This window comes from Nocardia brasiliensis, from assembly GCF_042691675.1.
Lineage (GTDB): Bacteria > Actinomycetota > Actinomycetes > Mycobacteriales > Mycobacteriaceae > Nocardia > Nocardia brasiliensis_D.
In genome coordinates this window covers 990,763-1,014,774 of the sequence record NZ_CP170507.1, presented here as the reverse complement: position 1 = coordinate 1,014,774, position 24,012 = coordinate 990,763, and the positions used below count along the sequence as shown (strand labels likewise).

Below are 24,012 nucleotides of genomic sequence, written 5' to 3'. Positions count from 1 at the left end.
CCTGGCCTGTCGCGGACCGGTTCGGTAACGATCCGGTCAAGCTTGCGATGTAACGGTTTGGCATCCGTTGTGATGGGAACTCTACGCCAGCGTGACCATTCCGCAACCTTCTGCGGCAAAGACCCAGGTAAACACCGGGTCACACGTCCAGTAAGTCAGACTGGAGCCGTGATCATCGATGACTTGAACGTCCCGATCGTGCTCGCCCCGATGGCAGGCGGACCCTCCACGCCCGAGCTGACCGTCGCGGTCACCGAGGCCGGTGGCTTCGGTCTGCTGGCCGCCGGTTACCTGAGCGCAGCCGACACCGCCGCGCGGATCACCGCCACCCGCGCCCTGACCGGCGCGCCCTTCGGCGTGAATCTGTTCGTGCCGGGCCCCGCCGCTCCCGCCGCCGCGTTCGCGGACTACCTCGCCGAGCTCGCGCGCGAGCATCCGGTCGGCGACGCGAAGTACGACACCGACGACTGGGACGCCAAGCTGGATCTGCTCGTCGCCGATCCGGTCGCGGCCGTCTCGTTCACCTTCGGCTGCCCGTCCGCCGCGGAGATCGCGCGGCTACACGCCGTCGGCTCCGAGATCTGGGTGACCGTGACCTCGGCCGCCGAAGCGGCCGTCGCGGTCGAGCGGGGTGCCGACGTGCTCATCACCCAAGGCGCGGAGGCGGGCGGGCATCGCGCCACCTTCGTCGATCGCCCCGAGGACGACGCCACCGATCCGCTGAGCGTGCTCGCCCTACTGCAATTGCTGCGCGCGGCAACGGACCGGCCGGTGGTGGCCACCGGTGGTATCAGCACCGGCGCGGGCATCGCGGCCGCGCTGGCCGCGGGCGCGGCCGCCGTGCAACTCGGCACGGTGTTCCTGCGCTGCCCAGAGGCGGGCACCAATCCTTTGCACCGCGCCGCGCTGAGCTCGGACACCCCGACCATGCTCACCCGCGCCTTCACCGGTCGGCGCGCGCGCGGGCTGCGCAACCGATTCATGGTCGAGCACAGCGCGACCGCACCCGCCGCCTACCCGGAAATCCATTACGCCACCGGCCCTTTGCGGGCGGCGGCTCGAACTGCGGGCAACCCGGAAAACGTGAACCTCTGGGCGGGGCAAACGCACTCACTGGCACCGGAGCTACCAGCGGGCGAACTGGTCCGCAAGCTCGCCGCTGATACGAAATCCGCACTGAACGCGGCGCTTTCGCGGCGAATCCAGGTTTGTTGACAACGACTTTCGATTAGAATCGAGACGCATCGCATCGGCCGTCCATCCTTGGAGGAGAGCGCTATGTCCCTCGATGTACCCACCGCATTACTCGAACGCGCCGAACGCGGCGAAGTCAGCGACGCCGACTTCGTCGAGGTTGTCCGCAACTCGCTGCCCTACGCTTGGGAAGTCGTCAGCCGGGTGGCCGGCGAACTGCACTCCGGCACAGCGGAATACGCGGACAACGTGGTTCCTCCGCCGGATGAGGTGGCGCGCGGGCAACTGCTGCGCGCCATGGCCTCCGACGCGATCCGCGGCGGGCTGGAGCGCCACTTCGGCGTGAAGCTCGCCTTCCAGAACTGCCACCGGGTGGCCGCTTTCCCGATCTCCGCGGTCGGCGGCGACACCTACAGCACGTTCATCGGTACCCGGGCCCAGCTGCTCAATCAGAGCCCGGAACTGCGTAACTGCTGATGACCACCCGCATAGGCCCGGCGCGGCAAGCGATTTGGCTCCGCGCCGGGCTTATGCGGTGACCGGACCGGTTTCGGTCAGGACAGCGTGGTGACCGTCAGGTCGCCATCGGCGTACTGAGCGCGCAGCCGCTTCTTGTCGAACTTGCCGACGCTAGTCTTCGGCACCTCCGCGATGAACGTCCACCGTTCCGGCAGTTGCCATTTCGCGAACTTGTCGGCGAGGAAGTCGCGCAATTCGTCGGCCTTCGCCTCGGCGCCCTCGGCGAGCACGATGGCCACCAGCGGCCGCTCGTCCCACTTCTCGTCCGGCACGCCGATCACGGCCGCCTCGGCCACGGCGGGGTGACCCATCACGGCGTTCTCCAGGTCCACCGACGAGATCCATTCGCCGCCGGACTTGATCACGTCCTTGGAGCGGTCCACCAGCGTGAGGTAACCGTCCCGGCTGATCTTGCCGACGTCACCGGTGCGCAACCAGCCGTCGTCGAACTTCTCCGGGTCGACCTCGGTACCGTCCGGAGAGTAATAGGAGCCGGTGATCCACGGCCCGCGAACCTCCAACTCGCCCAGCGATACTCCGTCGTTCGGCACCACGCTGCCGTCGTCGGCGACCAGCCTGGCCTGCACGCTCGCCGGGAACCGTCCCTGGGTGTAGCGGTAGGCCCACGCGTCTTCGCCGGTCACTCCGGCAGGCGGATGCGCCACGCTGCCGAGCGGCGAGGTTTCGGTCATGCCCCAGGCGTGCAGGATGCGGACGCCGTGCTTTTCCTCGAAGGCCCGCATCATCGACGGCGGCACCGCCGAACCGCCGACCACCACCGAGCGCAGATGCGTGATGTCCTGCGGGTGCGCGGCGAGCCCGGCCAGCACGCCGCCCCAGATGGTCGGCACCGCGGCGGCGAAGGTCGGCCGCTGCGCCGCCATCATCTCCAGCAACGGACCCGGCTGCAGGAACCGGTCCGGCATCAACAGACTCGCGCCGGACATCAGCGCCGCGTACGGCAGGCCCCACGCGTTGGCATGGAACAGCGGCACGATGGCGAGCACATTGTCGGCGCCGGAGAAACCCATGCTGCTCGGCGAGCACACCTGCATGGCGTGCAACCAATTCGAGCGATGCGAATACACCACGCCCTTCGGGTCGCCGGTGGTGCCGGAGGTGTAGCACATTGCCGCGGCGGAACGTTCGTCGATGATCGGAAAGTCGTAGGTATCCGGTTGCGCGGCAAGGAGTTCGGTGTAGGCATGCACCTGCACACCCGCGGGCGCGGACAGCGTCGACGCGTCGCCGTTGACCACGATGACGTGCCGGACCGTCTTCAGGTTCGGCAGGTACTGGGCGAACATCGGCAGCAGCGTGCCGTCGACCAGCACCACCTGATCCTCGGCGTGATCGGCCACGTAGACCAGTTGCTCGGGGAACAGCCGGATGTTGAGCGCATGCAGCACCGCACCCATCGCGGGCACCGCGATGTAGGCGACCATGTGCTCGTTGTTGTTCCACATGAAGGTGCCGACTCGATCGCCGATGCCGATCCCCAGCGCACGCAACGCGTTCGCCAGCCGCGCCGCGTCCGCGCCGAGCTCGCGATAGGTCATGGTGCGCACGCCGGTACCGGTCCAGGTGGACACGGTCGAATCGCCGACAAATGTCGATGCGTAGCGCAGCAACGTCGCCAGCGACAACGGCTCGTCCTGCATAGTGCTCAACATCGGAACTCCTTTTTCTTCAGTGACTTCCACTCAGAAAGCCAAGTCTGTTTCGGCCACCTTCGGTGTCTCCGAGGTGATCCCGTAGAGCAGACCCACCCAGCGGATGAGTTCGGGATACAGGATCGGTTTGCCGCTGGTGAGCACGGCGCACGAGAGCGCGCGCTCCGGATCGGCCCACGCCGCGTTGTTGGTGAAGCCGAGATGCCCGAAGGCACGCCGGGTGTCGGGGCCGTACAGGCTCACCACCCGGCCACCGAGCATCGGGCCGTAGCCGAAACCGAAGTTCATGCCGAGCGACAGGTCCGGCTCGATCCGCGACTGCGGAACAAGCGCGGCCGCAATGGTTTCCGGTCGCATCACCCGGACGCCGTCGAGTTCGCCGCCGCGCCGGAAGATCTCGTAGAAACGGGACAGCTCGTTGGCGGTGCTGACCACATTCGCCGCCGGCGCGATGATGCCGAGATAGGCGGGGTCGTTGCCGGTTTCCACGGCCTCGGCGAAGGAGACGCCGAGTAGTCGCTCCATGGCCAGCGACAGCGGCGGCAGCGGAGCCAGGCCGGTCCGGTAGTTCCTGGCGAGGGCCGGGAAATCCTTCGGTGCCACACCGTAATTGGTCCAGCGGAAGGCCAGCGGGCGCAGGATCTCCTCGTCCAGCACGGTGCGGATGTCCTTGCCGGTGACCCGGTAGACCACCTCGCCGAGGATGAAACCGCCGGACAGGGCGTGGTAGGACTGGAACCGGCCGGGCGGCACGGACGGCCGCACCGCGCACAGATTCCGCACCAACAGTTCACGATCCGCGACGGCCTCGGCCGTCAAGGCCGCCCTCGGCAGGTTCGCCACACCGGAGCGGTGCGCGAGCACATGTCCGACGGTGATGGATTCCTTTCCATGACAACCGTATTCGGGGATGTACTGGCAGATCGGCGCGTGCAGATCGATCAGGCCGCGGTCGACGAGCAGATGCACGACGAACGCGGTGACGCCCTTCGAGGCCGAGTAAGTGACAAATGGGGTGCTCGGCGTGACCGGCACCTTCGGCGTATCCACCGCATCGTCCGGACCGTTGCCGTGCGCGTGGCCGAGTGCGCGGTCGAAGACGACCACGCCGTGCCTGCGCACACAAACCTGAATGGCCGGGTGCACGCCGCTGCGGTATACCAGCTGCATCCGCTTCCAGATCCGCTCGGCGTAGTCGGCCGGTAGGCCCAACTCGGTGGGCTCGGCCTCGGGGCCGATGGCCGCGACGGACTCGAGATCCGCCGGGATCCGGCTCCGATGGAGCAGGTCAGGCAGCTTCGAGAGGTTTCGGACGCGCGTCAGCATGGCTCAGCACATACCGATCATGAGCCACATCACATCGCGAATGCTACCTGTCCCGCCTCCCCGTGTATTCAGGCCAGATTGAGGTGCCGCGAGAGTTTCATCGGCGTCCGGCGGTGGCACCCGTGGGCGAATTAGCCCGTACCCGGCGAGTTACCCATGTGCTCACGAGATCAGTCGGCGGAGGAAGTGATGGGCGATGTGGGTTGGGGTTCATCCGACGTGTGCCGGGTAGGCGTGCACGACGGCGGTGTTCAGTTTGGGGACGACGTGGGTGAGGGTGTGTTCGGCCTCGTGTGCGACGCGATGCGCCTCGGCGAGGGTGATGGTCGGGGCGACATCCAATTCCACGTCGGCGTGCAGCCGGTGGCCGATCCAGCGCATCCGCAGGCTGCGGACGCCCTGCACGTCGGGTTCGGCGGCCAGGGCCCGCTCGGCGGCCGTGACCAGGCCCGGCTCGACCGCGTCCATCAGGCGGCGCAGCACATCCCGGGCGGCGGTGCGTAGCACCGCGAGGATGGCGAGGGTGATCAGCAGGCCGATGATCGGGTCGGCCAGCGGAAACCCGAGCGCGACACCGCCCGCGCCGAGGAGCACCGCCAGCGAGGTGAAGCCGTCGGTGCGGGCGTGCAAGCCGTCGGCGACCAGCGCGGCCGAGCCGATCCGTCGCCCGACCCGGATGCGATACAGCGCCACGGTCTCGTTGCCGAGGAAGCCGATCACACCGGCGACGGCGACCCAGCCGAGATGCTCGATCGGCACCGGGGCCAGCAACCTGCGGACCGCCTCGTACCCGGCGACCAACGCCGACAGCGCGATCATCGCGACGACGAACAGACCCGCCAGATCCTCGGCACGACCGAACCCGTAGGTGTAGCGCCGGGTCGCCGCGCGCCGCCCGAGCGCGAACGCGATCCACAGCGGTACAGCGGTCAACGCGTCCGAGAAGTTGTGAATAGTGTCCGCCGCCAACGCCACCGACCCGGAGGCCGCCACCACCAGCACCTGCAATGCCGCGGTTACCCCGAGTACCACGAGGCTTATCTTCACCGCCCGGATACCGACGGAGCTGGCTTCCAAGGCGTCGTCGACGCTGTCGGCCGCATCGTGGCTGTGCGGCACGAAGATCTCGCGGACGATGCCGCGCAAGCCTTTCGGATGATCATGCGGGTGCTGACCGTGCCCATGCCCGTGCTGATGCCCGGAACCGTGGTGGTGGTCATGGCCGAACTCACCGCTGTGCCCATCCGCCGTATGCATCACGTCATGCTCCGAGATCCGTTGCCCAGGACTATGTTTCGTGCAACTCATTCCGCTGTCCCGGTCCGCTGCTCCGGTAATTCGCGCACGGCCGTCTCGCCGCGGTGGTGCGGTGGAATGCCCGGACCCGCATGCTCGGCGTTGTAGACCGCGTCCACGACCAGCTGCCGGACGTGCTCGTTCTCCAGGCTGTAGTAGATCGTCGTGCCGGAGCGGCGGGTGCTGACCAAGCGCGCCATCCGCAGCTTGGCCAGATGCTGGGAGACCGAAGGCGCGGGTTTACCGACGTAGCCCGCGAGGTCGTTCACCGAAAGCTCGCGATCGACCAGTGACCACAACAGACGGACCCGGGTCGCATCGGCAAGCATGCGGAAGACCTCGACAACCAGACCCACCTGGTCGTCCGCGAGCGACCGGCCTTCCTGGTTATCTGCATTCATACGCAGATAATAGAGCAGGCGGGCCGGTCTCGGCCACTGGGGAGTTGCTGACCGATTCCCCCCATCGGACCGGAATGGCGGCGACACCCCCTGCGTGGTCGCCGACATGCCGGTCCGTCCCCGATCGCACCACCCACCGTCTTAGTCGTTATGGCACTACTGCGCCAGGCAACCTGCCGAATATCACCCGAATGAGACAATGCGAGCGCGGCAAGGCGGGCCAGCCAAGTGGCAGCAACCTTGTGACCTGCGCGAATTCATCCGCGTGGCAGTAAAATTCAAGACCCCTGGATGCACTCACATTTGCACGTGCATCGCAGGCCGACCGGTCGGCTATGACTGCTTCCCGCCCGTGACCAGCCGCAAGCCTGGCTGGGTGCACCGGCCGGTGCGCCACTGAGCAATTCACCAGCGCACGTTGTCGGTCCAGACCGCGCTCGGCCAGCGACAATCCGCCGCCGAAGCGATCCGGTCCGATCGGCGTGCGGAATTCGGCAATGGCGCAGCCACCCGGCGCGGAGCACGGTCCAACATACCGGCCGCCGGATAGTGAACGGACACAGCATGTTCCGCACACCACGGCCGGGGGGTCGAGGGCACCACCGCTGACGCCGGTGCGGTATCAACGGCCTGATCCCCGCACCGGCGGCAGGCTCGCTAGCGTAGGGGCATGCCAGTGGATCGAATGCTGCCGACGTCCGAGGCTCGGGACCTGCTCGAGCTGACCCGCGATATCGCCGACAAGGTGCTCGAACCGCGGGTGGTCGAGTGCGAGAAGACCGGGACGTTTCCCGACGGCGTCTTCCCCGCCCTGGGCGCCGCCGGTCTGCTGAGCTTGCCGTATCCCGAGGAATTCGGTGGCGGTGCCCAGCCCTACGAGGTGTATCTGCAAGTGCTGGAGGAACTGGCGGCGCGGTGGGCCGCGGTCGCGGTGGCGGTGAGCGTGCACAGCCTGTCCTGCCATCCGCTGTTCACCTTCGGCACCGAGGAGCAGCAGCAGCGCTGGCTCGCGGACATGCTGTCCGGTGAAACCATCGGCGCCTACAGCCTTTCCGAGCCGCACGCGGGCTCCGATGCCGCCGCGCTGCGCTGCCGGGCGACGAAAGTCGATGGCGGCTACCGGATCAACGGTGCGAAGGCGTGGATCACCAATGGCGGCCGCGCCGATTTCTACACCCTGTTCGCCCGTACCGGCGAAGGCTCCCGCGGCGTTTCGTGCTTCCTGGTGCCGCGCGATACCGAGGGGCTGAGCTTCGGCAAGCCCGAGGAGAAGATGGGCCTGCGGGCCGTGCCGACCACCACCGCCGCCTACGACGACGCGTTCCTGCCCGATGAACGTCTGATCGGCGAAGAGGGACAGGGACTTTCGATAGCATTCAGCGCCCTCGACTCCGGCCGCCTCGGCATCGCCGCCGTCGCAACAGGTTTGGCACAGCGCGCCCTCGACGAGGCAGTCGCCTACGCCAAGGAGCGAGAAGCGTTCGGCCGCCACATCATCGACCATCAGGGCCTCGGCTTCGTACTCGCCGACATGGCCGCCGCGGTCGATTCGGCCCGCGCCACCTACCTCGATGCCGCCCGCCGCCGCGACGCCGGGCTGCCCTACTCGCGCCAGGCCAGCGTCGCGAAACTCATTGCCACCGATGCCGCCATGAAGGTCACCACCGATGCGGTGCAAGTCTTCGGCGGTTACGGCTACACCCAGGACTTCCCGGTCGAGCGCTACATGCGGGAAGCCAAGGTCATGCAGATCTTCGAGGGCACCAATCAGATCCAGCGCCTCGTCATTGCCCGCCAACTCGCGGGCAACTGACGCATCAGGATCCGCACCCGATTCGGCGGACCGCAGCGGGTGCGGATCGCGAGAACAGGTCTGGTTCTCGAACCGCATTTGGCCGAAAATGTCGATTCTCTGACCGCGGATCTCTTCGGACCTGCGGGTTCGCCACTTAGGCTCGGACCATGACAACGCCGTCCATCATCATTATCGGCGCCGGCTTCGGCGGGCTCGGCTTGGCGCTGGAGCTGCGGCGGGCGGGGCTGGACAGCTTCACCATTCTGGAACGCGCCCAGGATCTGGGCGGCGTGTGGCGGGAGAACACCTATCCCGGCGCCGCATGCGATGTGCCTTCGCCGCTGTACTCCTGGTCGTTCGAGCCCAAAACCGATTGGCCGCGGCGGTTTTCGGAGCAACGTGACATCCACGAGTACATGCGCGGGGTCGCCGAGAAACACGATCTGGTGCGGCACATCCGGTTCGGCACCGAGATGACCGATGCCGAATTCGACGAGCAGACCGGCCACTGGATCATCACGACCGCGGACGGCGCGCAGCTCACCGCCGATGTCCTCGTTCCCGCCGTCGGCCAGCTGTCGCGGCCCGCTATGCCGAACATCCCGGGCATAGACACCTTCGCAGGCCCCGCTTTCCACTCCGCCGAGTGGGATCACCGCGTCGACCTGACCGGCAAGCGCGTCGCCTGCATCGGCACCGGAGCCAGCGCGATCCAATACATTCCGCGCATCCAGCCGAAAGCGGCGCACCTCACGCTGTTCCAGCGGTCGGCGGCGTGGGTGCTACCGAAGTTCGACACCGAGTACAGCGCCACCCACAAGGCCGTGTTCAAGTACCTGCCACCGACCCGGCTCGCCGAACGGTTCGCGATCTGGTCGTTCTTCGAGGTGCTCGCGCTGGCGCTGACCGATATCCCGGCGATGAAGACCCCGGTGATCGCGCTGGCCGACCGGCATCGGGTCAAGCAGGTCAGCGACCCCGAACTGCGGGCGAAGCTGACCCCCGATTACGCGGCGGGCTGCAAGCGCGGCCTGTTCTCCAACGAGTATTTCCCCGCGTTGGCCCAGCCGAACGTCACGGTGGAGACTACCGCGATCGAGGCGATCACACCGACCGGCATCCGCACCGCCGACGGCGTCGAGCACGACGTCGACGTCATCGTCTACGGCACCGGGTTCAAGGGCACCGAGTTCCTCGCGCCGATGAACATCTACGGCCTCGGCGGCCGCAAGCTCGCCGACGTCTGGGGCGACGCGGGGGCCCGTGCCTTCCTCGGCCTGTCGGTGCCGCATTTCCCGAATCTGTTCATGATGTACGGCCCGAACACCAATGTGGGCTCCGGTTCGATCATCTACATGCTCGAATCGCAGGCGCGCTATATCCGTCAGGTCGTGCAGTACCTGTCCGACCGGCCGGGCCGGTACCTCGCGGCCCGAGCGGACGCCGAGCAGAACTGGGACGACTGGCTGCAGCGGCGGCTGAAAGATACGCCGTGGAACTTCTGTTCCAGCTGGTACCGCAACGCGGCGGGCCGCATCACCAACAACTGGCCCGGCGCCACCGTGCTCTACCGTTGGAAGACAAAGACTTTCGACCTGAGTGACTACGACGAGGCACAGGCGGAGCCGCTGGCCGAGGTGTCCTAGCCGGACTCGGACGCGCCATCGTTTTCAGCCGTGTCTCAGCAAGCGCCCAGTAAACTGGACCCTGTTCGGACCCGGCAACGGAAGAGGTGCGCACCGTGTGGTGGCTACTGATCGTCGTGCTGATCGTGGCGGTGGGCGCCTTGGTCGTCGTGCTGGCCCGGCAGAGCAAGCAGCGGGCGGCCACCGAGCTCGCCGACGCACTGGCCGACGCACGCCAGGTCAACGAGCGGCTCGGCGGCCAGATCTACAACCTCAGCGGCAGTAATGACGCTGCCAGGCAGGCGCTGGTCGACGCGTCCGAACGACATCTCGCCGCCGGGTCACAGCTCGATCAGGCGCGCACGCCCGCCCAAGCACGGCTGGCGAAACAGACGGCGCTCGAGGGGCTGTACTACATCCGGGCCGCGCGCACCGCGATGGGTATGGACCCCGGCCCCGATGTGCCAGCTCTCGACGGGCAGGACGCCGCGGGCAAGGTCACCGAGAAGCGGGTCGTCGAATACGACGGCCGGGAGATCGCGGCCTCGCCCAACCCCTCGTCGGCGACACCGAATTACTACCCGGGCGGGCGGGTCGCGGGACGGCCGGTGCCCGCGGGGTGGTACTCCGAGCCGTGGTGGAAGCCCGCCCTGATCGGCGGGGCCTGGGGTATCGGTTCGGCGCTGCTGTTCACGTCACTGTTCGCCGGGATGTCCGGTGTCGGGTACGACGCCCAAGGATTCGAGAGCGGATACGGCGACGGGTACCAGGACGGGTTGGCCGCCGGGAACGGTGACGGTGGGAGCGACGCAGGTGGCGACTCCGGCGGTTACGACTCCGGCGACACCGCGGGATACGACTCCGGCAGTGACACAGGCGGATTCGACGGCGGCGGTTGGGACAGCGGCGGATTCGATAGTGGCGGTGGTGGATTCGATGGTGGTGGCGGATTCGATGGTGGTGGTGGGTTCGACGGCGGCGGTTTCTGACCGCCTCGGCGTGCGCCCGAGCCGGGAATACCAGGCGTACTGACCCAGCGGTTCAACCTTCGATTGTGCGGTGCGTTGGCTCGCGTCGAGCGGGTCTTGACGGCAGCGCCAAACTGTCTGAGACTGTCAGCATCTCGAATCCAGAATCCGCTGGCGGCACCTGGTCGAGCCCGAGCGCTGGAGGCCTCATGACGCTGACCACTGCCGACATTCCGGTCGAGGATTTGCGCCACCGATCGCGGCGCTGGGCCAAGGAATGCTACGAGTGGGCGAAAGTGCCGCTCCTGCCGTCGAGCGAGCGGGTGGGCCGGGTCTACGACGTAGTCGGCCCGCAGAACCTGTTCGGTGAGGACTCGCTGTTCATCAATCTCGGCTACTGGCGCGACAATCCGGCCACCCTGGACGAAGCGAGCAAGGACCTCGCGCGGCTGGTGGCCCGGGAGGCGGAGCTCGGGCCGGACGACATCCAGCTCGATGTCGGGTTCGGGTACGGCGATCAGGACTTTCTGTGGGCCGCGGAGTTCAAGCCGAAGCAGATCATCGGCGTGAACATCGCGGTCGAACAGATCGAGATCGCCAGCAGGCGCGCCGCCGAACTCGGCCTCGGCCACCGCATCCGCTACGAATACGGCTCCGCGATCGACCTGCCGCGCGAGAACGAGTCGTGCACCAAGGTGACCGCACTCGAATCGGCCTTCCACTTCCCTTCGTACACAAAGTTTTTCGCCGAGGCCTACCGGGTGCTACAGCCCGGCGGCAAGCTCGTCACCGCCGACATCGTGCCGCGTACGAACCGCGCCTCGAAAGCCATCGTCCAACTGTCCGACCGCCCCGGCCGCCGCCTCAGTACCCCGCCCCAGCGCGACTACTTCGACATCCACCACTACCGGCAGGCACTGACCGACACCGGCTACCACGACGTAGTCACCTACTCGATCCGCCGCGACGTCTACGCCCCCCTCGCCACCTACCTCACCAAGCGCCTCCGCGACCCCGACATGCGCCGGGTAAACCCCGCCCTCCGCCTCGCCTTCAGCCGCCCCGGCCTCACCCTCTGGGGCCCCTGGGCCGACTACATCATCGCCGTAGCCACCAAACCTTCCTGATCAACGCCCCCACTCCCCCGTCCCACCTCCACATCCCATCGATCCCCGACAATCCGTTTCGGCCCCGCCGGACTCCACCCGGTAGACTCCCCGACGTCCCACCAGGCATCATCAATGCCACCAGGTCAGCCCTCGTAGCTCAGGGGATAGAGCACCGCTCTCCTAAAGCGGGTGTCGCAGGTTCGAATCCTGCCGAGGGCACACTTTCTCCGCGGGTCGGCGGGGTGCGGGAGTGGCTCTGCCGCAACGGCTGATGGGCCGCTGCGGCAGAGGGTGGTTGGGGGCTTCAGGTGTGGTCGGGTTCGATGGAGAGAATTCTGCCGGTGTTTGCGTCTACCTGGACCTCGTAGACGGCGCCGTCTCGGGTGCGGATGTCTACTTCCCATTGGGGGGTGCCGTCTGCGGTGTCCAGTTCTACGGATTGGACGGTTGCTCCGGCTAGGGCTTGGCGCGCTATTTCCAGGTCGCTCATCATTGGGTCCGCGGTGGCTTGGGTGGTGGCGGCTGCGATGAGAGCGGTGGCGAGTGCTGTGCCTGCTGCGAGTCGGTGTAGGCCGCTGGCGGGGCGGCGAATTGTGGACCTCATGATCGATCTCCTCTGCCCGTGGGCTCTGAACTTCGGTAATCAACTTCGGAGGCGCGGTATGGGCTGCGCCCTCGGCAGGGAACTACCACCTCTTCGCCGCGACATGCGTCGCTAGTTGGTCCGAGTGTTCGGCGCAGTGGGTTGCCGGGCTGGGTGGCACACGCGGTATGTCGAGCGTGGGTGGGTGGCGAAGCAGGTAGCTGAGTACTCGCGCGCTGGTGGGTGAGCGGTGCGACGATCGGCTTTCAGCCGGCCCGACACCGGAAAATTTCGAAGTAAAGAACGATCATCATGCCGAACAACAATGACCCCGCAGCCGTGATCCGCGCCCTCGACCATGTCGGGGTGGATTTCAGCCTTCCGGAACCCGTCCTCCTCGACTTTCTCGGCAATGCCGAGTTCACCCCGTACCCGGCGCTAGCTGCCGCGTTGCTGAAACTGCTGGACGGTCGCATGCTGCGCCGTCCGGTCTTCCTCGATGTCATCGTGTTCAATTACGAACACTCGCCGGGTAATCCGTCGCCACGTAGCATCGACGACGTCGATTTCGCCGTCCTGGAGGCGGCGATCCTGGATGGCTTCAACAACAGGTACGGGGAGCAGAACACCAATTTCCAGACCCTGACGAAGCCACAGAACCAGCCGATGCCGCCCTTGCAGACGCTCATGCTCGTCGTCGAAGGCGCCGTGAAGATCGACAACGGGATCACCTTCGTCGATACCGACAACCCGCAGGTCGAGGTCACTACCAAGCTGATCAATGTGCACTCCGAAGCCGCCAACGGCATGGTGCCGCAGGAACTCGTCCGCATCGGCAACGGGTGGCGATTCACCCACGGCGACACCGAACTCTCGGTCAGCAACGGCGAAGCGGAAGCGGCCCCGCGACCGATCCGCGCCGGGTCGTTGAGCGAAGGCGCGCACGCCTGGCCCGCCACGGTCGGCACTTTCAGTGGCGCTACCGGCTCGGAGGTGAAGTTGTTGTCCCGCATTCGAGTCGGCTATCGCCCGGTCGATGTCAAGCTGCTCGTCCGGGCACCCAAGAACGGCTTCGCCGCCAACACAGCCGAAAAGGCGCGCATCGCTTTGGATCCGGACGTGCTCCTCGTCCCGGTCGAGGTCGCCCGGTTCTTCTCCGATCAGATTCCGGTGCGAGAGATTTCGGCAGCCAGCCAGATGGCGCTGTGGGATCAGGTCCCGATCATCAGTTCCACCACCAACTTCAAGAGCATCGACGGCAGCACCGGTGAACTGAAGTTCGCCGAACGCGCTTGGGACCACTGGCCCGTGCCCGACAACGAGGGCCTCTATCGCCACCTGGGCTGGGTGTCACCGGACAGCATTTGGGGCAAGGCACGCATCAGGTTCCGGCTGGTCAACTACATCGACATCAAGACCGACAACGAGCACGCCGCGCCGGGGCCGGCACCGGGCGTGAACGACGTACGCCTGCGGGAGAACAACTCCACCTTGAACGAGCACCCCCAGCACATTTCGGACAAGCGGGTGCTGAAGGTGATCTTCATGCATCGGATCGCGCCGCCCGACGCGCCGCAGATCGGCGAGGCCCTGCTCGGCAACAACTGCATCGGCATCGCCGCGGGCGCATCGGACAGGTTCGCCACGATCGCCCATGAGATCGGGCATCTGATCACGAATTCCGGCGGGCACAGCGACCTGCCGGACAATGTCATGAACGATCCGGGGCCGGGCACCCAGATCACCGAAACCCAGATCGCCCAAGCACGGGCCTGGGCACAGAATTTCGCCGACTTCTGGCAGCACTGATCGTCAGCGGCCGAGCAGCTCGCGCAGGGCCGCGGTGACGGTGGCCGGGGCTTCTTCGGCCATGAAGTGACCGCAGCCGACGGTGGTGTGCTTCAGGTCGGGGGCCCAAGCGCGCCACCGGGATTCGGCGTCGAAGCCGAGGGCAGCGCCCCAATCCTGTTGCAGGACAGTGACGGGCATGCGCAGCTGATTGCCCGCGGTGCGGTCGAGGCGGTCGTGCTCGATGTCGATGCCCGCCGAGGCGCGGTAGTCGGCGACGATGCTGGGCACCGCGGCGGCGCAGGCAGCCAGGTAAGCGGCGCGGATCTCGGGTGGGATGGCGTCGGGGTCGCGGGTCCAGATGTCGAGGAAGTGCCCGAAGAACGCGGCGGGGGCGGCGGCGATCAGTTGTTCGGGCAGGCCCGGCGGCTGCGCCATCAGGTACAGGTGGAAGCCGACCGCGGCCGTGACACCGTGCAGCACGTCCCACATGTCGAGGGTGGGCAGCACGTCGAGCGAGGCGAGGTGGGTGACGGCGTCGGGGTGGTCGAGACCGGCGCGGATGGCGACCAGGGCGCCGCGGTCGTGTCCGGCCAGCGCGAAGCGCTCGTGCCCGAGGGCGCGGGCGACGGCGACGACGTCGGCGGCCATGGTGCGCTTGGCGTAACCGCTGCCGTCGGTCTCGACCGGCTTGTCGCTGTCACCGTAACCGCGCAGGTCGGGACAGATAACGGTGTGGTCGGCGGCCAGGTCGGCCGCGACGTGGCGCCACATCAGGTGGGTCTGCGGGAAACCGTGCAACAGCACGACCGGACTGCCCGACCCGCCGACGGCGACATTGAGTTCGACCTGGTCGGCGACGGCGATCCGCTGGTAGGTGAATCCGGTAATCTTCGGGGTCATGAGGTGTCCTTCCGGTGTTCGCTGGTGACGCCGACCAGTCTTTTCCCGCGCGGTCAGCAACGAATCAGCAGCGACTGAGTACGGCGTCGGCTGCCGCGAGCGAAGGGATCGGACTGGTCGTGTGGCGCAGCTGAGCTTCGGTGTCCTCGGGCCGATCAGCGCCGAGCGGGCCGGGGAATCGCTGCCGCTGAAGGGGCCGCGGCACCGCGCGGTGCTCGCGCGGTTGCTGGTCGCGCGGGGGCGCATGGTCACTGTGGACCAGCTGATCGATGACCTATGGGAGCGGCCGCCACGCGGCGCGGTGGGCGCGCTTCAGACGTTCGTCGCCGATCTTCGGCGGGTGCTCGAGCCCGATCGCCCACCGCGCACTCCCGCCGCGGTGCTGGTGACCGTCCCGCCCGGATACGCGCTGCGCACCGAGCCGGACGCGGTGGACGCGGACCGGTTCGGCACTGCCGTCGAGCACACCGCCGAACTGCTGGCCGCCGGGCGGTTCGAGCGCGCCCTGACGACCATCGATGCGGCGCTGCCGCTGTGGCAAGGCCCGGCCTACGCGGAATTCGCCGAACAAGGCTGGGCGCGGGCCGAAGTCGATCGACTCGACGGGCTGCGCCAAGTGGCCGTTGAGCAGCGCGCCGCCGCGCTGATCGAGCTGGCGCGGGCCGCCGAAGCCGTGCCGGTACTGAATAGCCTGCTCGCCGAGCACCCCTTGCGCGAACACGCCTGGCAATTGCTCGCGGTGGCGCTCTACCGATCCGGCCGACAGAGCGACGCCTTGGCCGCGCTGCGCCGCATCCGGGACCTCTTGCGCACCGAATTGGGCGCGGACCCGGGCCCCGAGCTCCAACGCGTGGCGGCCGATATCCTGGCCCACGCGCCGCACCTGCTCGCGCCAACCGCCCGAACATCGCCGCGCGGAAGGGGTTTCGTCGGTCGAAGGTTGGAATTCGCCGCGCTGCAACACGCCGCCGAGGACGCCGCTCGGCACGGTCACGCGCGACTGGCACTACTGGCCGGGGCAGCCGGAGCCGGTAAAAGCGCTCTGGCCCAGGAGATTTCCGTCGCACTGACCGACAGCGGCTGGACCGCCGCGCGCGGCGAGAGCCCAGCGGATGTCGGTGTCCCGCCCGGATGGGCCTGGACCAGTATCCTCGCAACGCTGACCACTGCCGAACCTGGAGTTCAACCCCCAGATCCAGCGAGTACGGGCCACCATCGCACGGCAGCGAGCCCGGATCCGGCCGAGGCGCGGTTCCTGTTTCATCGAGCCGCGGCCGAATACCTCGGGTCGGTGTCACAACGCACGCCGGTCCTGCTGGTCTTCGACGACATCCACAACGCGGGCGCGGAAACCCTTGACCTACTCGCCGCGCTGGTCACCGGCGGTATCGCAGGCCCGGTGCTGATCGTGGCGACGTACCGCAGCACGGAGATCAGCACCGAACTGACTGCCGCGCTGGGCAAGATGGCGCGCGCCGAACCGGTTCGCGTGTATCTGAGCGGACTGTCCGAGACCGACACCGCCGCCCTGGTAAGCGAGATCGCCGGACCGGATATCGCCGAGCACGCCGTGCACCAAATTCACCGGCGCAGCAACGGTAATCCGTTCTTCGTTCGCGAGCTGGCCCGGCTGCTGCGCGACGAAGGGTCCGTCGCCGTCGATGCCGTCCCGGCGGGCGTCCGCGAGGTCATCCGGCATCGCATGGCCATGCTGCCGCAACCCGTGCGGACAGTGGTACAACAGGCGGCCGTGCTCGGCGAAGACGTCGATCGGGAGATCCTCATCGACCTTGTCGGCGACGCGAGCCACGTGCTCGACAGCCTCGAAACCACGCTGGCCGCAGGGCTGTTCACCGAACTACCAGACGGGCTGCTGCGCTTCACCCACGCGTTGGTGCGCGACACGGTGTACCACGACATCAGTGGACCGCGCCGCGCCCAGTGGCACGGCACGACCGGCGCATTGCTCGAAAAGACCGGCACGGCAGCCGTTTCGGTGCTGGCACATCACTTCGTCCGTGCGCACAGCCGCGCCACCGCGGCACGGGCAGCTCGGTACGCCAGCGCCGCGGCAGTCGAGGCAGAGCGGAGATTCGCCCTCGCCGAGGCGGTGCGGCAGTGGCGTGCGGCCCTGGATGCCTTCGACCGGATGCCCGAATCCGACCCGTCCGCGCAACTCGAGGCGACCACGGGACTCGCGCGCGCATTGGCGGTGACGGGTGCGCTCGGCGAGGCTCGTCATTACCGCCGACTGGCCGTCACGCAAACCGGGCAATGGGCGGATCCAACGCTTGCCGCGCACGTCATCAGCGCTTTCGATGTCCCCGCGGTGTGGACAACCAATGACGACCCGGACCTGTCCCGCCACGTTATCGCGGCCGCGGAACGCACCCTCGCCGCCCTGCCCGCCGAGTGCCGCGAGCTGCGTGCGCGGTTGTGTACGACTATCGCGCTGGAACTCCGCGGCGCGGCGGACGACCGCGGCCTGCGGGCAGCCGAGGAAGCGGAAGCCATCGCCCGGGAACTCGGCGACCCGGCGCTGCTGGCCTTCGCGCTCAACGGCCGCTTCATGCACACGTTTCACCGGGCCGGTCTCAGCGCGGAACGTGCCCGCATCGGCGGCGAACTCATCGCGCTGGGGCGGGAGCACCGGCTCGCCACCTTCGAGGTCCTCGGCCACCTGATCGGTATTCAAACAGCATGCGCGACAGCTGATCTCCCCTCGGCCGACGCCCACGCTGCCGCGGCGGACCAGTTGGCCACCGAATACGAGTTACCGATGGTCGGCGTCTTCACCTACTGGTACGCCGCCCTGCGCACAGCGATCATCGGCAGCCCCCGGCAGGCGGAAACCGCTTACCGCGCCGCGGCCGCGTCCCTCACCGGCAGCGGTATGCCCGGTGTCGAGCAGGGCCTGCTTCCCCTGGCCCTGCTCTGCCTGCGGCTGCGGCACCGTCTGCCGGGCGATGACGCCACGACCGCGGAATGGGGGCCGTACGAACCATGGGTTCGCCCGATCATCCTGTTGGACAACGGGCTTCGAGAGCAAGCCGCCGAGGCGTTGCGGGCCGTCCCCGACTCGCCCCGAGACCTACTGCTCGAACTTCGCACCTGCCTCACCGCCCGCGCCGCCCACGCCCTCGGCGACGAATCGACGATGCGGCGCTGCTATGACCAATTGCTGCCCGCCGCAACCGAACTCGCCGGAGCGGGCAGCGGCCTGGTCACCCTCGAGCCGGTCGCCCACTACCTCGCCGAACTCGCCACCGCCCTCGGCAGGCCGGAAGCCGCCGCAGCGCACCGGCAACAAGCACGCACCACAGGCCGATTCATGGAGTGAGCAGCCGATCCTGCTCGACCGGCGGCGTGCCGGAATGCCATGGCACGACCTTGCCGAAGCGGATCAGCTCGCCATACAGCCTCGGATCGACACCGGGGGTCAGCACCAGGTCGAGCACGGCCCGCGCCGCCGCGGCCGGGGTTTGGGCATGCCGGAAGTCGCTGAACCACGGGCGGGAGGTCGCGGTGTCGACCATGCCGGGGCAGACCGCGGCAACCAGGGTGCCGGTGGCCGAGTCACGGTCACGGCGCTCGGCCGCCACCGCGCGCACCGCGGCGACCTGGGCCACCTTCGAGGGCACGTTCAGCCAACGCGGCCAACCCGCCTCGGTTGTCGTCTTGGAACGGATTGCGCTGCGCCAGGATTCGACGGCGTACTCGACCTGGTCGAGGGTGGCGCCGTCGAACAGCGGGTGCAGCCGCTCCGGTAGATGGCCGAGCGCGCCCAGTGTGCTGGCCACGACGATCAGTCGTCCGCCGGGACGCAGGATCGGACCGAAGGCGCGCAGGATCGTATGGGTGGCGATGTTGGAGACGTCGATGAATTCGTCGGCCTGCTCGGATTGTGGGCGATCCGGGGTGAGCCGGGTAATGGCGTTGGAGAGCACGATGTCCACTCCGCCGTGGCTTTCCCGCAGTTCGGCGGCGAGTGCGACGATGCTGCCGCTATCGGCGACATTCAGCACGCGCCCCCGCACTTGACTGCGCGTATCCGGGGCCGCGGCGATCTCGGCCGCCGCGGCGGCGACTCGCTCGGCGTTGCGACCGGTGAGCAACACCAGATCGGCCGGGTCCATTCGGGCGGCGAGCCCTTCGGCCAACGCTCTGCCCAAACCTTGATTCGCCCCGGTCACCAGGGCAATGCGTGCCACGTTCATGGCTCCAAACTAGGAACGTGCCATCCATGAGTCCAACGAAAGCTGGGCACACCTGCTATGCGTAGAAGTCATGGACTTCACCGATGTCTCGCTCACGGCACTGCGGGTCTTCCGTGCGGTGGCCGAGCAGGGCACCTTCACCGCCGCGGCGAACTCACTGGGCTACACCCAGTCCGCGGTCTCACGGCAGATCGCGTCGCTCGAACGGCTGGCGGGTGCGGAACTGCTGGAACGTCGCCGCGATGGCGTAAGAGTCACGGCGGCAGGGCATCTCGTGCTGCGGCGGGCCAGCGCCGTACTCGACCAGATCGAGGCGGCGGCACGCGAGTTGTCCGGGCTGCCCGCACAGGCCGCGACGGTCCGGGTGGGCTGGTTCCCGAGCGCGGGCGCCGCCCTGCTGCCGATGGCCATCGCGGCATTGCGCCAGAACCATCCGGAGATCACCGTCATCAGCCGGGAGGGCAGCACACCCGCACTGGTTCGCGCACTCCGCGCAGGCAGTCTCGACCTGGCACTACTGGGTTCTACGCCGCCGTTCCGCCCGCCGGACGCCGAGTCTTTCGCGCTGCTTCTGCGCACTCTCACCGAGCGCAGCCTGTACCTGGCCGTGCCTGCCGCTGATCCGCTCGCTCGCGGCGACTACATCGACGTCGCGGATCTGCGCGGGCGGCAGTGGATCGCCGGGCCCACCGCCGACGACGACACGCTGATGGGCGTCTGGCCCGGCTTGGACGAGCGGCCCGATATCGCCCATACCGCTCGTGACTGGCTGGCCAAGCTCCAATTGGTCGCCGCGGGTTGCGGATTGACCACCATCCCGGCCATCCTCGCCGCCGCGGCACCGCCCGGCGTACGAATCCTGCCGGTCCGCGGCGGGCCGCAGGAGCAACGACGGCTCTTGCTCGCCCATCTGCCGTCCCCGCTCTCCGACGCGGCGACCCGCACAGCCGACGCACTCCGAGCTGCCGCGATAGCGCTGGACGTTCCCCGGTAACCGAATCCGTCGCGACTCGGGGGTACCGTGGGTTTGCTTACAGTTCGCCATCTACCGATGTGGTAGCTACACAACCGACTTAGGCTGCTCTTCAACTGGACGAGCGTCCAGCACGAAGGAGAGGTTCTTCGATGCGCGTTATTCGTGGTTGGAAAGGCGCGGTGACCGTGGCCGCGGTCACCGCGAGCGTCGCACTCGGGCTGCAGGCCGCTCCGGCGGTGGCCGAAACTCCGGGGATGCTGATCTCGGTGCAGCCGCAGGCCGACGGATGGCATGGCATGTCCGGCGGGTCGGTGGTCAGCTACTGGATGGCGGGATCGGACGGGACACCGCGGCAAGCCAGCGGGGCGATGTTCGTCCCGGCGGGCACGCCGCCACCCGGCGGTTGGCCGATCATCGCGTTCGATCACGGGACGACCGGACTCGGCCCCGGGTGTGGTGGCAAATCCGATCCCAGCACCGCGCCGGACTCGCATTGGCATGCCGAGGAAGACGGCATCATGCGGCATCTGGTCTCGCAGGGCTTCGCCGTGGTGGCTCCGGACTATCTCGGACTCGGGCTTTTCGACACCGGACCGCACCCTTACCTGGAGTTGAAGACCGAGGCGACCGCCACCCTCGACCTCGTGCGGGCCGCTCGCTCCGCGCGGCCGGAGCTGTCGCGGACCTGGGCTGTGCTCGGCCCCTCGCAGGGCGGGCAGGCGGCGCTGGGCACCGGTCACCTGCAGGCGAGTTATGCCCCTGAGCTCGACTTCCGCGGCACCGTGGCGATCGACCCGGAGTCGGACGTCGAAAAGGTGCTTCCCATTGCGGGACCGAGCATTCCGGCCCTGCCCGATACGGCGGAAACGCTCGGCTTCGTATCGATGATCTTCGCCGGATTGCGCGCAGCACGTCCCGATATCGACTTCGACCAGTATCTGAGCCCGGTGGGGCGGACGTTGCTCGACGAGATCGGCCACATGTGCAAGCCGGAGATCGAAGCTCGGGTGGCCGGTCTCGGCATCGGTGAGCTGCTGTCGAAGCCGTTGTCCGACAACCGCGTTCGCGCCGCATACGAGTCCTACCTGACGGTGCCCACCACCGGGTACGACGCGCCGATCCTGTTGCTGCTCAACGTCACCGACACGACGGTCCCGTCGCCGCTGCACGCGGCCCTCGTCGCCCAGTTCGCCGCCAACGGTGTCGACTTCCGAACCGTCGCGGGCACGGGCACGCACACCCAGCTCAACCCTCAGATGTGGTCCGCCATCGACGCTTTCCTGGGCCGCATCAAGGCGACTCCGGCCCAGGGGTAGGTCAACCTGGCGAGAATCCGTTGGAAGCTGGCTGTCGAGCCACTTCTCCCGGCTCCGCGGACCGCTTAGCGTCGAAATCACCCTGATAGAAGGAGATTTCGATGCTCGCACAGTTCGTGCTGTTCGACGGATTCGACCCGATGGATGTGATCGCGCCGTACGAGGTGCTCGGCGCCGGTGGCACGGTTAGCGGCGGATTGCTCGAGGTCGAACTGGTCGCCGCGGAGGGCGCGCGGGAAGTGCCGAGCGGGGTGCATCCGGTATCGCTGCGGGCCACCGGGGCGCTGGACCCGCAGCGCGCGGACATGATCATCGTGCCCGGCGCGATGGGACGCATGCCGACCGGCGCGGACGACTACGGGGACGACAGCGTCCTGACCCTGCTCACCCGCACGCTGGAAACCGGCCTGCCCGCACTGCTGAAGGAAGCGATGGACCGACCGGGGCTGACCATGGTCAGCGTCTGCGGCGGCTCGCTGGTGCTGGCACTGGCCGGTTTACTCGGCGACCGCCCCGCGACGACCCATCCGCTGGGCATGGATGCGCTCGCGGCCACGGGCGCGCTCGCGGTGGATGCCAGGGTCGTCGACGACGGCGACCTGGTCTGCGGCGCCGGGGTCACCTCCGGCCTGGACGTCGGGCTGTATCTGCTGGAACGCGAACTCGGGCCACGCATCGCGCATGCCGTCGAGAAGCTGCTCGCCTACGAACGCCGCGGAACCGTCTGGCAGAACACAGGTTCCACGCCCATTCCGGCCTGAGTCATTGCCCGGCATGGTAATTGCCGCAACGTAGTCGGTGGTAGCGACGGGCCGCCCCGCTCGATCGCCTGGCGGCGGCCCGAGCAGCTCAGCGGGCGACGACGCGAATGGTCTTCAACTCGGAGTCCGCGGGATCCGGGACATTCATCCCGCCGTCGATGCCCGAGCGCAGGTACTCGATCACCGCGTCGTCGATCAGCTCGCCTGGCAGGATCACCGGTATCCCGGGCGGGTACGGGGTGACCTGTTCGGCGGCGATCCGACCGGCGGACTCGGCGAAGGGCACCGTGTCGATCGGGCCGAAGAAGGCGTCCCTCGGCAGCATCACGGTCTCCAACTGCAACTCCTCGGGGGCGGGCAGCCGGACTTCGGGAGCCGTGCGCCCCTCATGTTGATCACGCCACGCGGCGATCGCATCGACCAGTGCGTCGATCGTGGCCTTGTCGTCGGCGAACGACAAGGTCGCCAGGATCCGGCGGTGATCGGACAGCCCCATATCGATGCGCCGGTTCTCCCGCAGCCAGTCCGAGACCTGGAAACCGCTTGCGCCGGTTGCGGATACGTCCATCAGTACTTGCATTCGGTCCAGGTCGTGCGAGGCTTCGACACCGAGCAGCGCGTCCTCCATCACCTCGATATCGGGTATCGCGGCGAGATCGGTCCTGGCGCGCTCTGCGAGAAGCAGTGCGTTGCCGAGCAATTCGTGTCCCTGCTCGACCATCTGCCTGCGCCAGCCGTCGATGGCCGAGTACAGCAGCACATTCGGGCTCGTCGTCATCAGCAGGTCGGCGCAGGCGCTGAGATGTTTCGCGTCGATCAGGTCGCCCTGATGATGGAAGACCGAGCCCTGTTCGAAGCCCGCGCCCATCTTGTGCACGCTGACCACGCAGACATCGGCGCCGACATCCATTGCCCAGGTCGGCAACTCGGGGTGGAACGGCAGGTGCGCGCCCCACGCCTCGTCGACGATCAGTGGCTTGCCGCGCTCATGGCACACCTCGGCAATGCCCGCGAGGTCCGCGCAGGTGCCGTATGGGCTGGGGCTCACGATCAACGCGCCCGCCGCGTCCGGATGCTCCTCCCACGCCTTGCGCACCTGTTCCGGCGACGGCGGGTGCGAGAAGTGCCGCTCGGCATCCCAGCGGGGCGGTATCCAGTGCGGCTGTACGCCGGAAAAAATCAACCCCGCGATGATCGATTTGTGGCTGTCCCTGGCGACGAGGAGGCCGCCCTTACTGCCACCGGCGACCGACATCATCGCGGCCTTCACCGACAGCGAGCTGCCGCAGGTGGAGAAGAACGCCATGTCGGCACCGACCGCGTCGGCCATCAACTCCTCAGCATCCTTCAGATAGCCGCCGTGCGAGAGTCGATCGTCCAGCCCACCACTGGCCAGGACATCGGAGCGGAACGCGTCCTCGCCTAGGACGTCGAGAACGCGCTGGTCAGTGCCTCGCCCCTGCCGGTGACCCGGTGGGGTGAAGCCATAGCGGCCGAGCTGGTGGTACTCGGCCAGAGCGTCTACAAGCGGTGCCTTCGAGTGATCCACAGTCAACGAGTAC

19 protein-coding genes and 1 tRNA gene are annotated in these 24,012 nt (G+C 67.7%); 12 read left to right on the top strand and 8 right to left on the bottom strand.

Annotated features, from left to right (window positions below; all coding sequences use genetic code 11):
* Nucleotides 1–168 precede the first annotated feature (168 nt).
* Both ACFK0J_RS05090 and ACFK0J_RS05085 read left to right on the top strand, forming a co-directional pair.
* Entirely contained in the window at nt 169–1,215 is a 1,047-nt protein-coding gene (locus tag ACFK0J_RS05090; RefSeq protein WP_378737026.1) for a nitronate monooxygenase, read from the top strand.
* Between the two features lie 63 nt (nt 1,216–1,278).
* Nucleotides 1,279–1,671, top strand: a complete 393-nt coding sequence (locus tag ACFK0J_RS05085) for an SCO5389 family protein (protein ID WP_378737024.1) — start codon at nt 1,279–1,281, stop codon at nt 1,669–1,671.
* A gap of 77 nt (nt 1,672–1,748) precedes the next feature.
* On the opposite strand, the gene ACFK0J_RS05080 is transcribed toward ACFK0J_RS05085, so the two are convergent.
* The 4 genes from ACFK0J_RS05080 to ACFK0J_RS05065 form a co-directional block, all read right to left on the bottom strand.
* Complete coding sequence (locus tag ACFK0J_RS05080; protein ID WP_378737022.1) at nt 1,749–3,386, bottom strand: long-chain fatty acid--CoA ligase; 1,638 nt, start codon at nt 3,384–3,386, stop codon at nt 1,749–1,751.
* 30 nt (nt 3,387–3,416) lie between these two features.
* The gene (locus ACFK0J_RS05075) at nt 3,417–4,712 is read right to left on the bottom strand and encodes a serine hydrolase domain-containing protein (RefSeq protein WP_378737020.1); all 1,296 of its coding nucleotides are present in this window, start codon (nt 4,710–4,712) and stop codon (nt 3,417–3,419) included.
* A 210-nt stretch (nt 4,713–4,922) separates the two neighbouring features.
* Nucleotides 4,923–5,969 carry a cation diffusion facilitator family transporter gene (locus ACFK0J_RS05070; RefSeq protein ID WP_378737018.1) on the bottom strand — a complete coding sequence of 349 codons (1,047 nt, stop codon included), beginning with the start codon at nt 5,967–5,969 and terminating at the stop codon, nt 4,923–4,925.
* Nucleotides 5,970–6,016: 47 nt separating this feature from the next.
* On the bottom strand, nt 6,017–6,409 hold the full coding sequence (locus ACFK0J_RS05065) for an ArsR/SmtB family transcription factor (RefSeq protein WP_378737016.1): 393 nt from the start codon (nt 6,407–6,409) through the stop codon (nt 6,017–6,019).
* A gap of 670 nt (nt 6,410–7,079) precedes the next feature.
* Between ACFK0J_RS05065 and ACFK0J_RS05060 the strand changes: the two genes are divergently transcribed.
* From ACFK0J_RS05060 to ACFK0J_RS05040, 5 genes are all read left to right on the top strand, one after another.
* Nucleotides 7,080–8,222, top strand: a complete 1,143-nt coding sequence (locus ACFK0J_RS05060; RefSeq protein ID WP_378737014.1) for an acyl-CoA dehydrogenase family protein — start codon at nt 7,080–7,082, stop codon at nt 8,220–8,222.
* Nucleotides 8,223–8,371: 149 nt separating this feature from the next.
* Nucleotides 8,372–9,850 (top strand): flavin-containing monooxygenase, encoded by a 1,479-nt coding sequence (locus tag ACFK0J_RS05055; RefSeq protein WP_378737012.1) that lies wholly within the window; start codon nt 8,372–8,374, stop codon nt 9,848–9,850.
* Nucleotides 9,851–9,936: 86 nt separating this feature from the next.
* Nucleotides 9,937–10,818, top strand: a complete 882-nt coding sequence (locus ACFK0J_RS05050) for a DUF1542 domain-containing protein (protein ID WP_378737010.1) — start codon at nt 9,937–9,939, stop codon at nt 10,816–10,818.
* Nucleotides 10,819–10,949: 131 nt separating this feature from the next.
* Nucleotides 10,950–11,924 carry a methyltransferase domain-containing protein gene (locus ACFK0J_RS05045; RefSeq protein WP_378742636.1) on the top strand — a complete coding sequence of 325 codons (975 nt, stop codon included), beginning with the start codon at nt 10,950–10,952 and terminating at the stop codon, nt 11,922–11,924.
* A gap of 128 nt (nt 11,925–12,052) precedes the next feature.
* A tRNA-Arg gene (locus ACFK0J_RS05040) sits at nt 12,053–12,125 on the top strand.
* An 85-nt stretch (nt 12,126–12,210) separates the two neighbouring features.
* On the opposite strand, the gene ACFK0J_RS05035 is transcribed toward ACFK0J_RS05040, so the two are convergent.
* The gene (locus ACFK0J_RS05035) at nt 12,211–12,510 is read right to left on the bottom strand and encodes a PepSY domain-containing protein (RefSeq protein ID WP_378737008.1); all 300 of its coding nucleotides are present in this window, start codon (nt 12,508–12,510) and stop codon (nt 12,211–12,213) included.
* A gap of 291 nt (nt 12,511–12,801) precedes the next feature.
* On the opposite strand from ACFK0J_RS05035, the gene ACFK0J_RS05030 reads away from it, so the two are divergent.
* Nucleotides 12,802–14,298: a hypothetical protein gene (locus tag ACFK0J_RS05030; RefSeq protein ID WP_378737006.1), complete on the top strand. Its 1,497-nt coding sequence runs from the start codon at nt 12,802–12,804 to the stop codon at nt 14,296–14,298.
* A gap of 3 nt (nt 14,299–14,301) precedes the next feature.
* Here ACFK0J_RS05030 and ACFK0J_RS05025 read toward each other — a convergent pair whose 3' ends face one another.
* On the bottom strand, nt 14,302–15,180 hold the full coding sequence (locus ACFK0J_RS05025) for an alpha/beta fold hydrolase (RefSeq protein WP_378737004.1): 879 nt from the start codon (nt 15,178–15,180) through the stop codon (nt 14,302–14,304).
* A gap of 121 nt (nt 15,181–15,301) precedes the next feature.
* Between ACFK0J_RS05025 and ACFK0J_RS05020 the strand changes: the two genes are divergently transcribed.
* The gene (locus ACFK0J_RS05020; protein ID WP_378737002.1) at nt 15,302–18,520 is read left to right on the top strand and encodes a BTAD domain-containing putative transcriptional regulator; all 3,219 of its coding nucleotides are present in this window, start codon (nt 15,302–15,304) and stop codon (nt 18,518–18,520) included.
* On the opposite strand, the gene ACFK0J_RS05015 is transcribed toward ACFK0J_RS05020, so the two are convergent.
* Complete coding sequence (locus tag ACFK0J_RS05015) at nt 18,510–19,397, bottom strand: SDR family NAD(P)-dependent oxidoreductase (RefSeq protein ID WP_378737000.1); 888 nt, start codon at nt 19,395–19,397, stop codon at nt 18,510–18,512. The genes ACFK0J_RS05020 and ACFK0J_RS05015 overlap by 11 nt on opposite strands.
* A gap of 70 nt (nt 19,398–19,467) precedes the next feature.
* On the opposite strand from ACFK0J_RS05015, the gene ACFK0J_RS05010 reads away from it, so the two are divergent.
* The 3 genes from ACFK0J_RS05010 to ACFK0J_RS05000 all read left to right on the top strand — a co-directional run bounded on the left by ACFK0J_RS05010 (nt 19,468) and on the right by ACFK0J_RS05000 (nt 22,450).
* Entirely contained in the window at nt 19,468–20,391 is a 924-nt protein-coding gene (locus ACFK0J_RS05010) for a LysR family transcriptional regulator (RefSeq protein WP_378736998.1), read from the top strand.
* A 131-nt stretch (nt 20,392–20,522) separates the two neighbouring features.
* A complete protein-coding gene (locus ACFK0J_RS05005; RefSeq protein ID WP_378736996.1) occupies nt 20,523–21,689 on the top strand; it encodes an alpha/beta fold hydrolase in 1,167 nt (388 codons plus the stop codon).
* Between the two features lie 101 nt (nt 21,690–21,790).
* Nucleotides 21,791–22,450, top strand: coding sequence for a DJ-1/PfpI family protein (locus ACFK0J_RS05000; protein ID WP_378736994.1), 660 nt, complete (start codon nt 21,791–21,793; stop codon nt 22,448–22,450).
* Nucleotides 22,451–22,538: 88 nt separating this feature from the next.
* On the opposite strand, the gene ACFK0J_RS04995 is transcribed toward ACFK0J_RS05000, so the two are convergent.
* Nucleotides 22,539–23,999 (bottom strand): aminotransferase class I/II-fold pyridoxal phosphate-dependent enzyme, encoded by a 1,461-nt coding sequence (locus ACFK0J_RS04995; RefSeq protein WP_378736992.1) that lies wholly within the window; start codon nt 23,997–23,999, stop codon nt 22,539–22,541.
* Between the last annotated feature and the right edge of the window lie 13 nt (nt 24,000–24,012).

Excerpts from the sequence above, each read along its gene's own strand:
- ACFK0J_RS05015 (WP_378737000.1), bottom strand. The coding sequence starts at position 19,397 with ATGAACGTGGCACGCATTGCCCTGGTGACCGGGGCGAATCAAGGTTTG.
- ACFK0J_RS05060 (WP_378737014.1), top strand. The coding sequence starts at position 7,080 with ATGCCAGTGGATCGAATGCTGCCGACGTCCGAGGCTCGGGACCTGCTC.
- ACFK0J_RS05030 (WP_378737006.1), top strand. The coding sequence starts at position 12,802 with ATGCCGAACAACAATGACCCCGCAGCCGTGATCCGCGCCCTCGACCAT.
- ACFK0J_RS05005 (WP_378736996.1), top strand. The coding sequence starts at position 20,523 with ATGCGCGTTATTCGTGGTTGGAAAGGCGCGGTGACCGTGGCCGCGGTC.
- ACFK0J_RS05000 (WP_378736994.1), top strand. The coding sequence starts at position 21,791 with ATGCTCGCACAGTTCGTGCTGTTCGACGGATTCGACCCGATGGATGTG.
- ACFK0J_RS05075 (WP_378737020.1), bottom strand. The coding sequence starts at position 4,712 with ATGCTGACGCGCGTCCGAAACCTCTCGAAGCTGCCTGACCTGCTCCAT.
- ACFK0J_RS05035 (WP_378737008.1), bottom strand. The coding sequence starts at position 12,510 with ATGAGGTCCACAATTCGCCGCCCCGCCAGCGGCCTACACCGACTCGCA.
- ACFK0J_RS05025 (WP_378737004.1), bottom strand. The coding sequence starts at position 15,180 with ATGACCCCGAAGATTACCGGATTCACCTACCAGCGGATCGCCGTCGCC.
- ACFK0J_RS05070 (WP_378737018.1), bottom strand. The coding sequence starts at position 5,969 with ATGCATACGGCGGATGGGCACAGCGGTGAGTTCGGCCATGACCACCAC.
- ACFK0J_RS05065 (WP_378737016.1), bottom strand. The coding sequence starts at position 6,409 with ATGAATGCAGATAACCAGGAAGGCCGGTCGCTCGCGGACGACCAGGTG.
- ACFK0J_RS05080 (WP_378737022.1), bottom strand. The coding sequence starts at position 3,386 with ATGTTGAGCACTATGCAGGACGAGCCGTTGTCGCTGGCGACGTTGCTG.
- ACFK0J_RS05010 (WP_378736998.1), top strand. The coding sequence starts at position 19,468 with ATGGACTTCACCGATGTCTCGCTCACGGCACTGCGGGTCTTCCGTGCG.
- ACFK0J_RS05055 (WP_378737012.1), top strand. The coding sequence starts at position 8,372 with ATGACAACGCCGTCCATCATCATTATCGGCGCCGGCTTCGGCGGGCTC.
- ACFK0J_RS05085 (WP_378737024.1), top strand. The coding sequence starts at position 1,279 with ATGTCCCTCGATGTACCCACCGCATTACTCGAACGCGCCGAACGCGGC.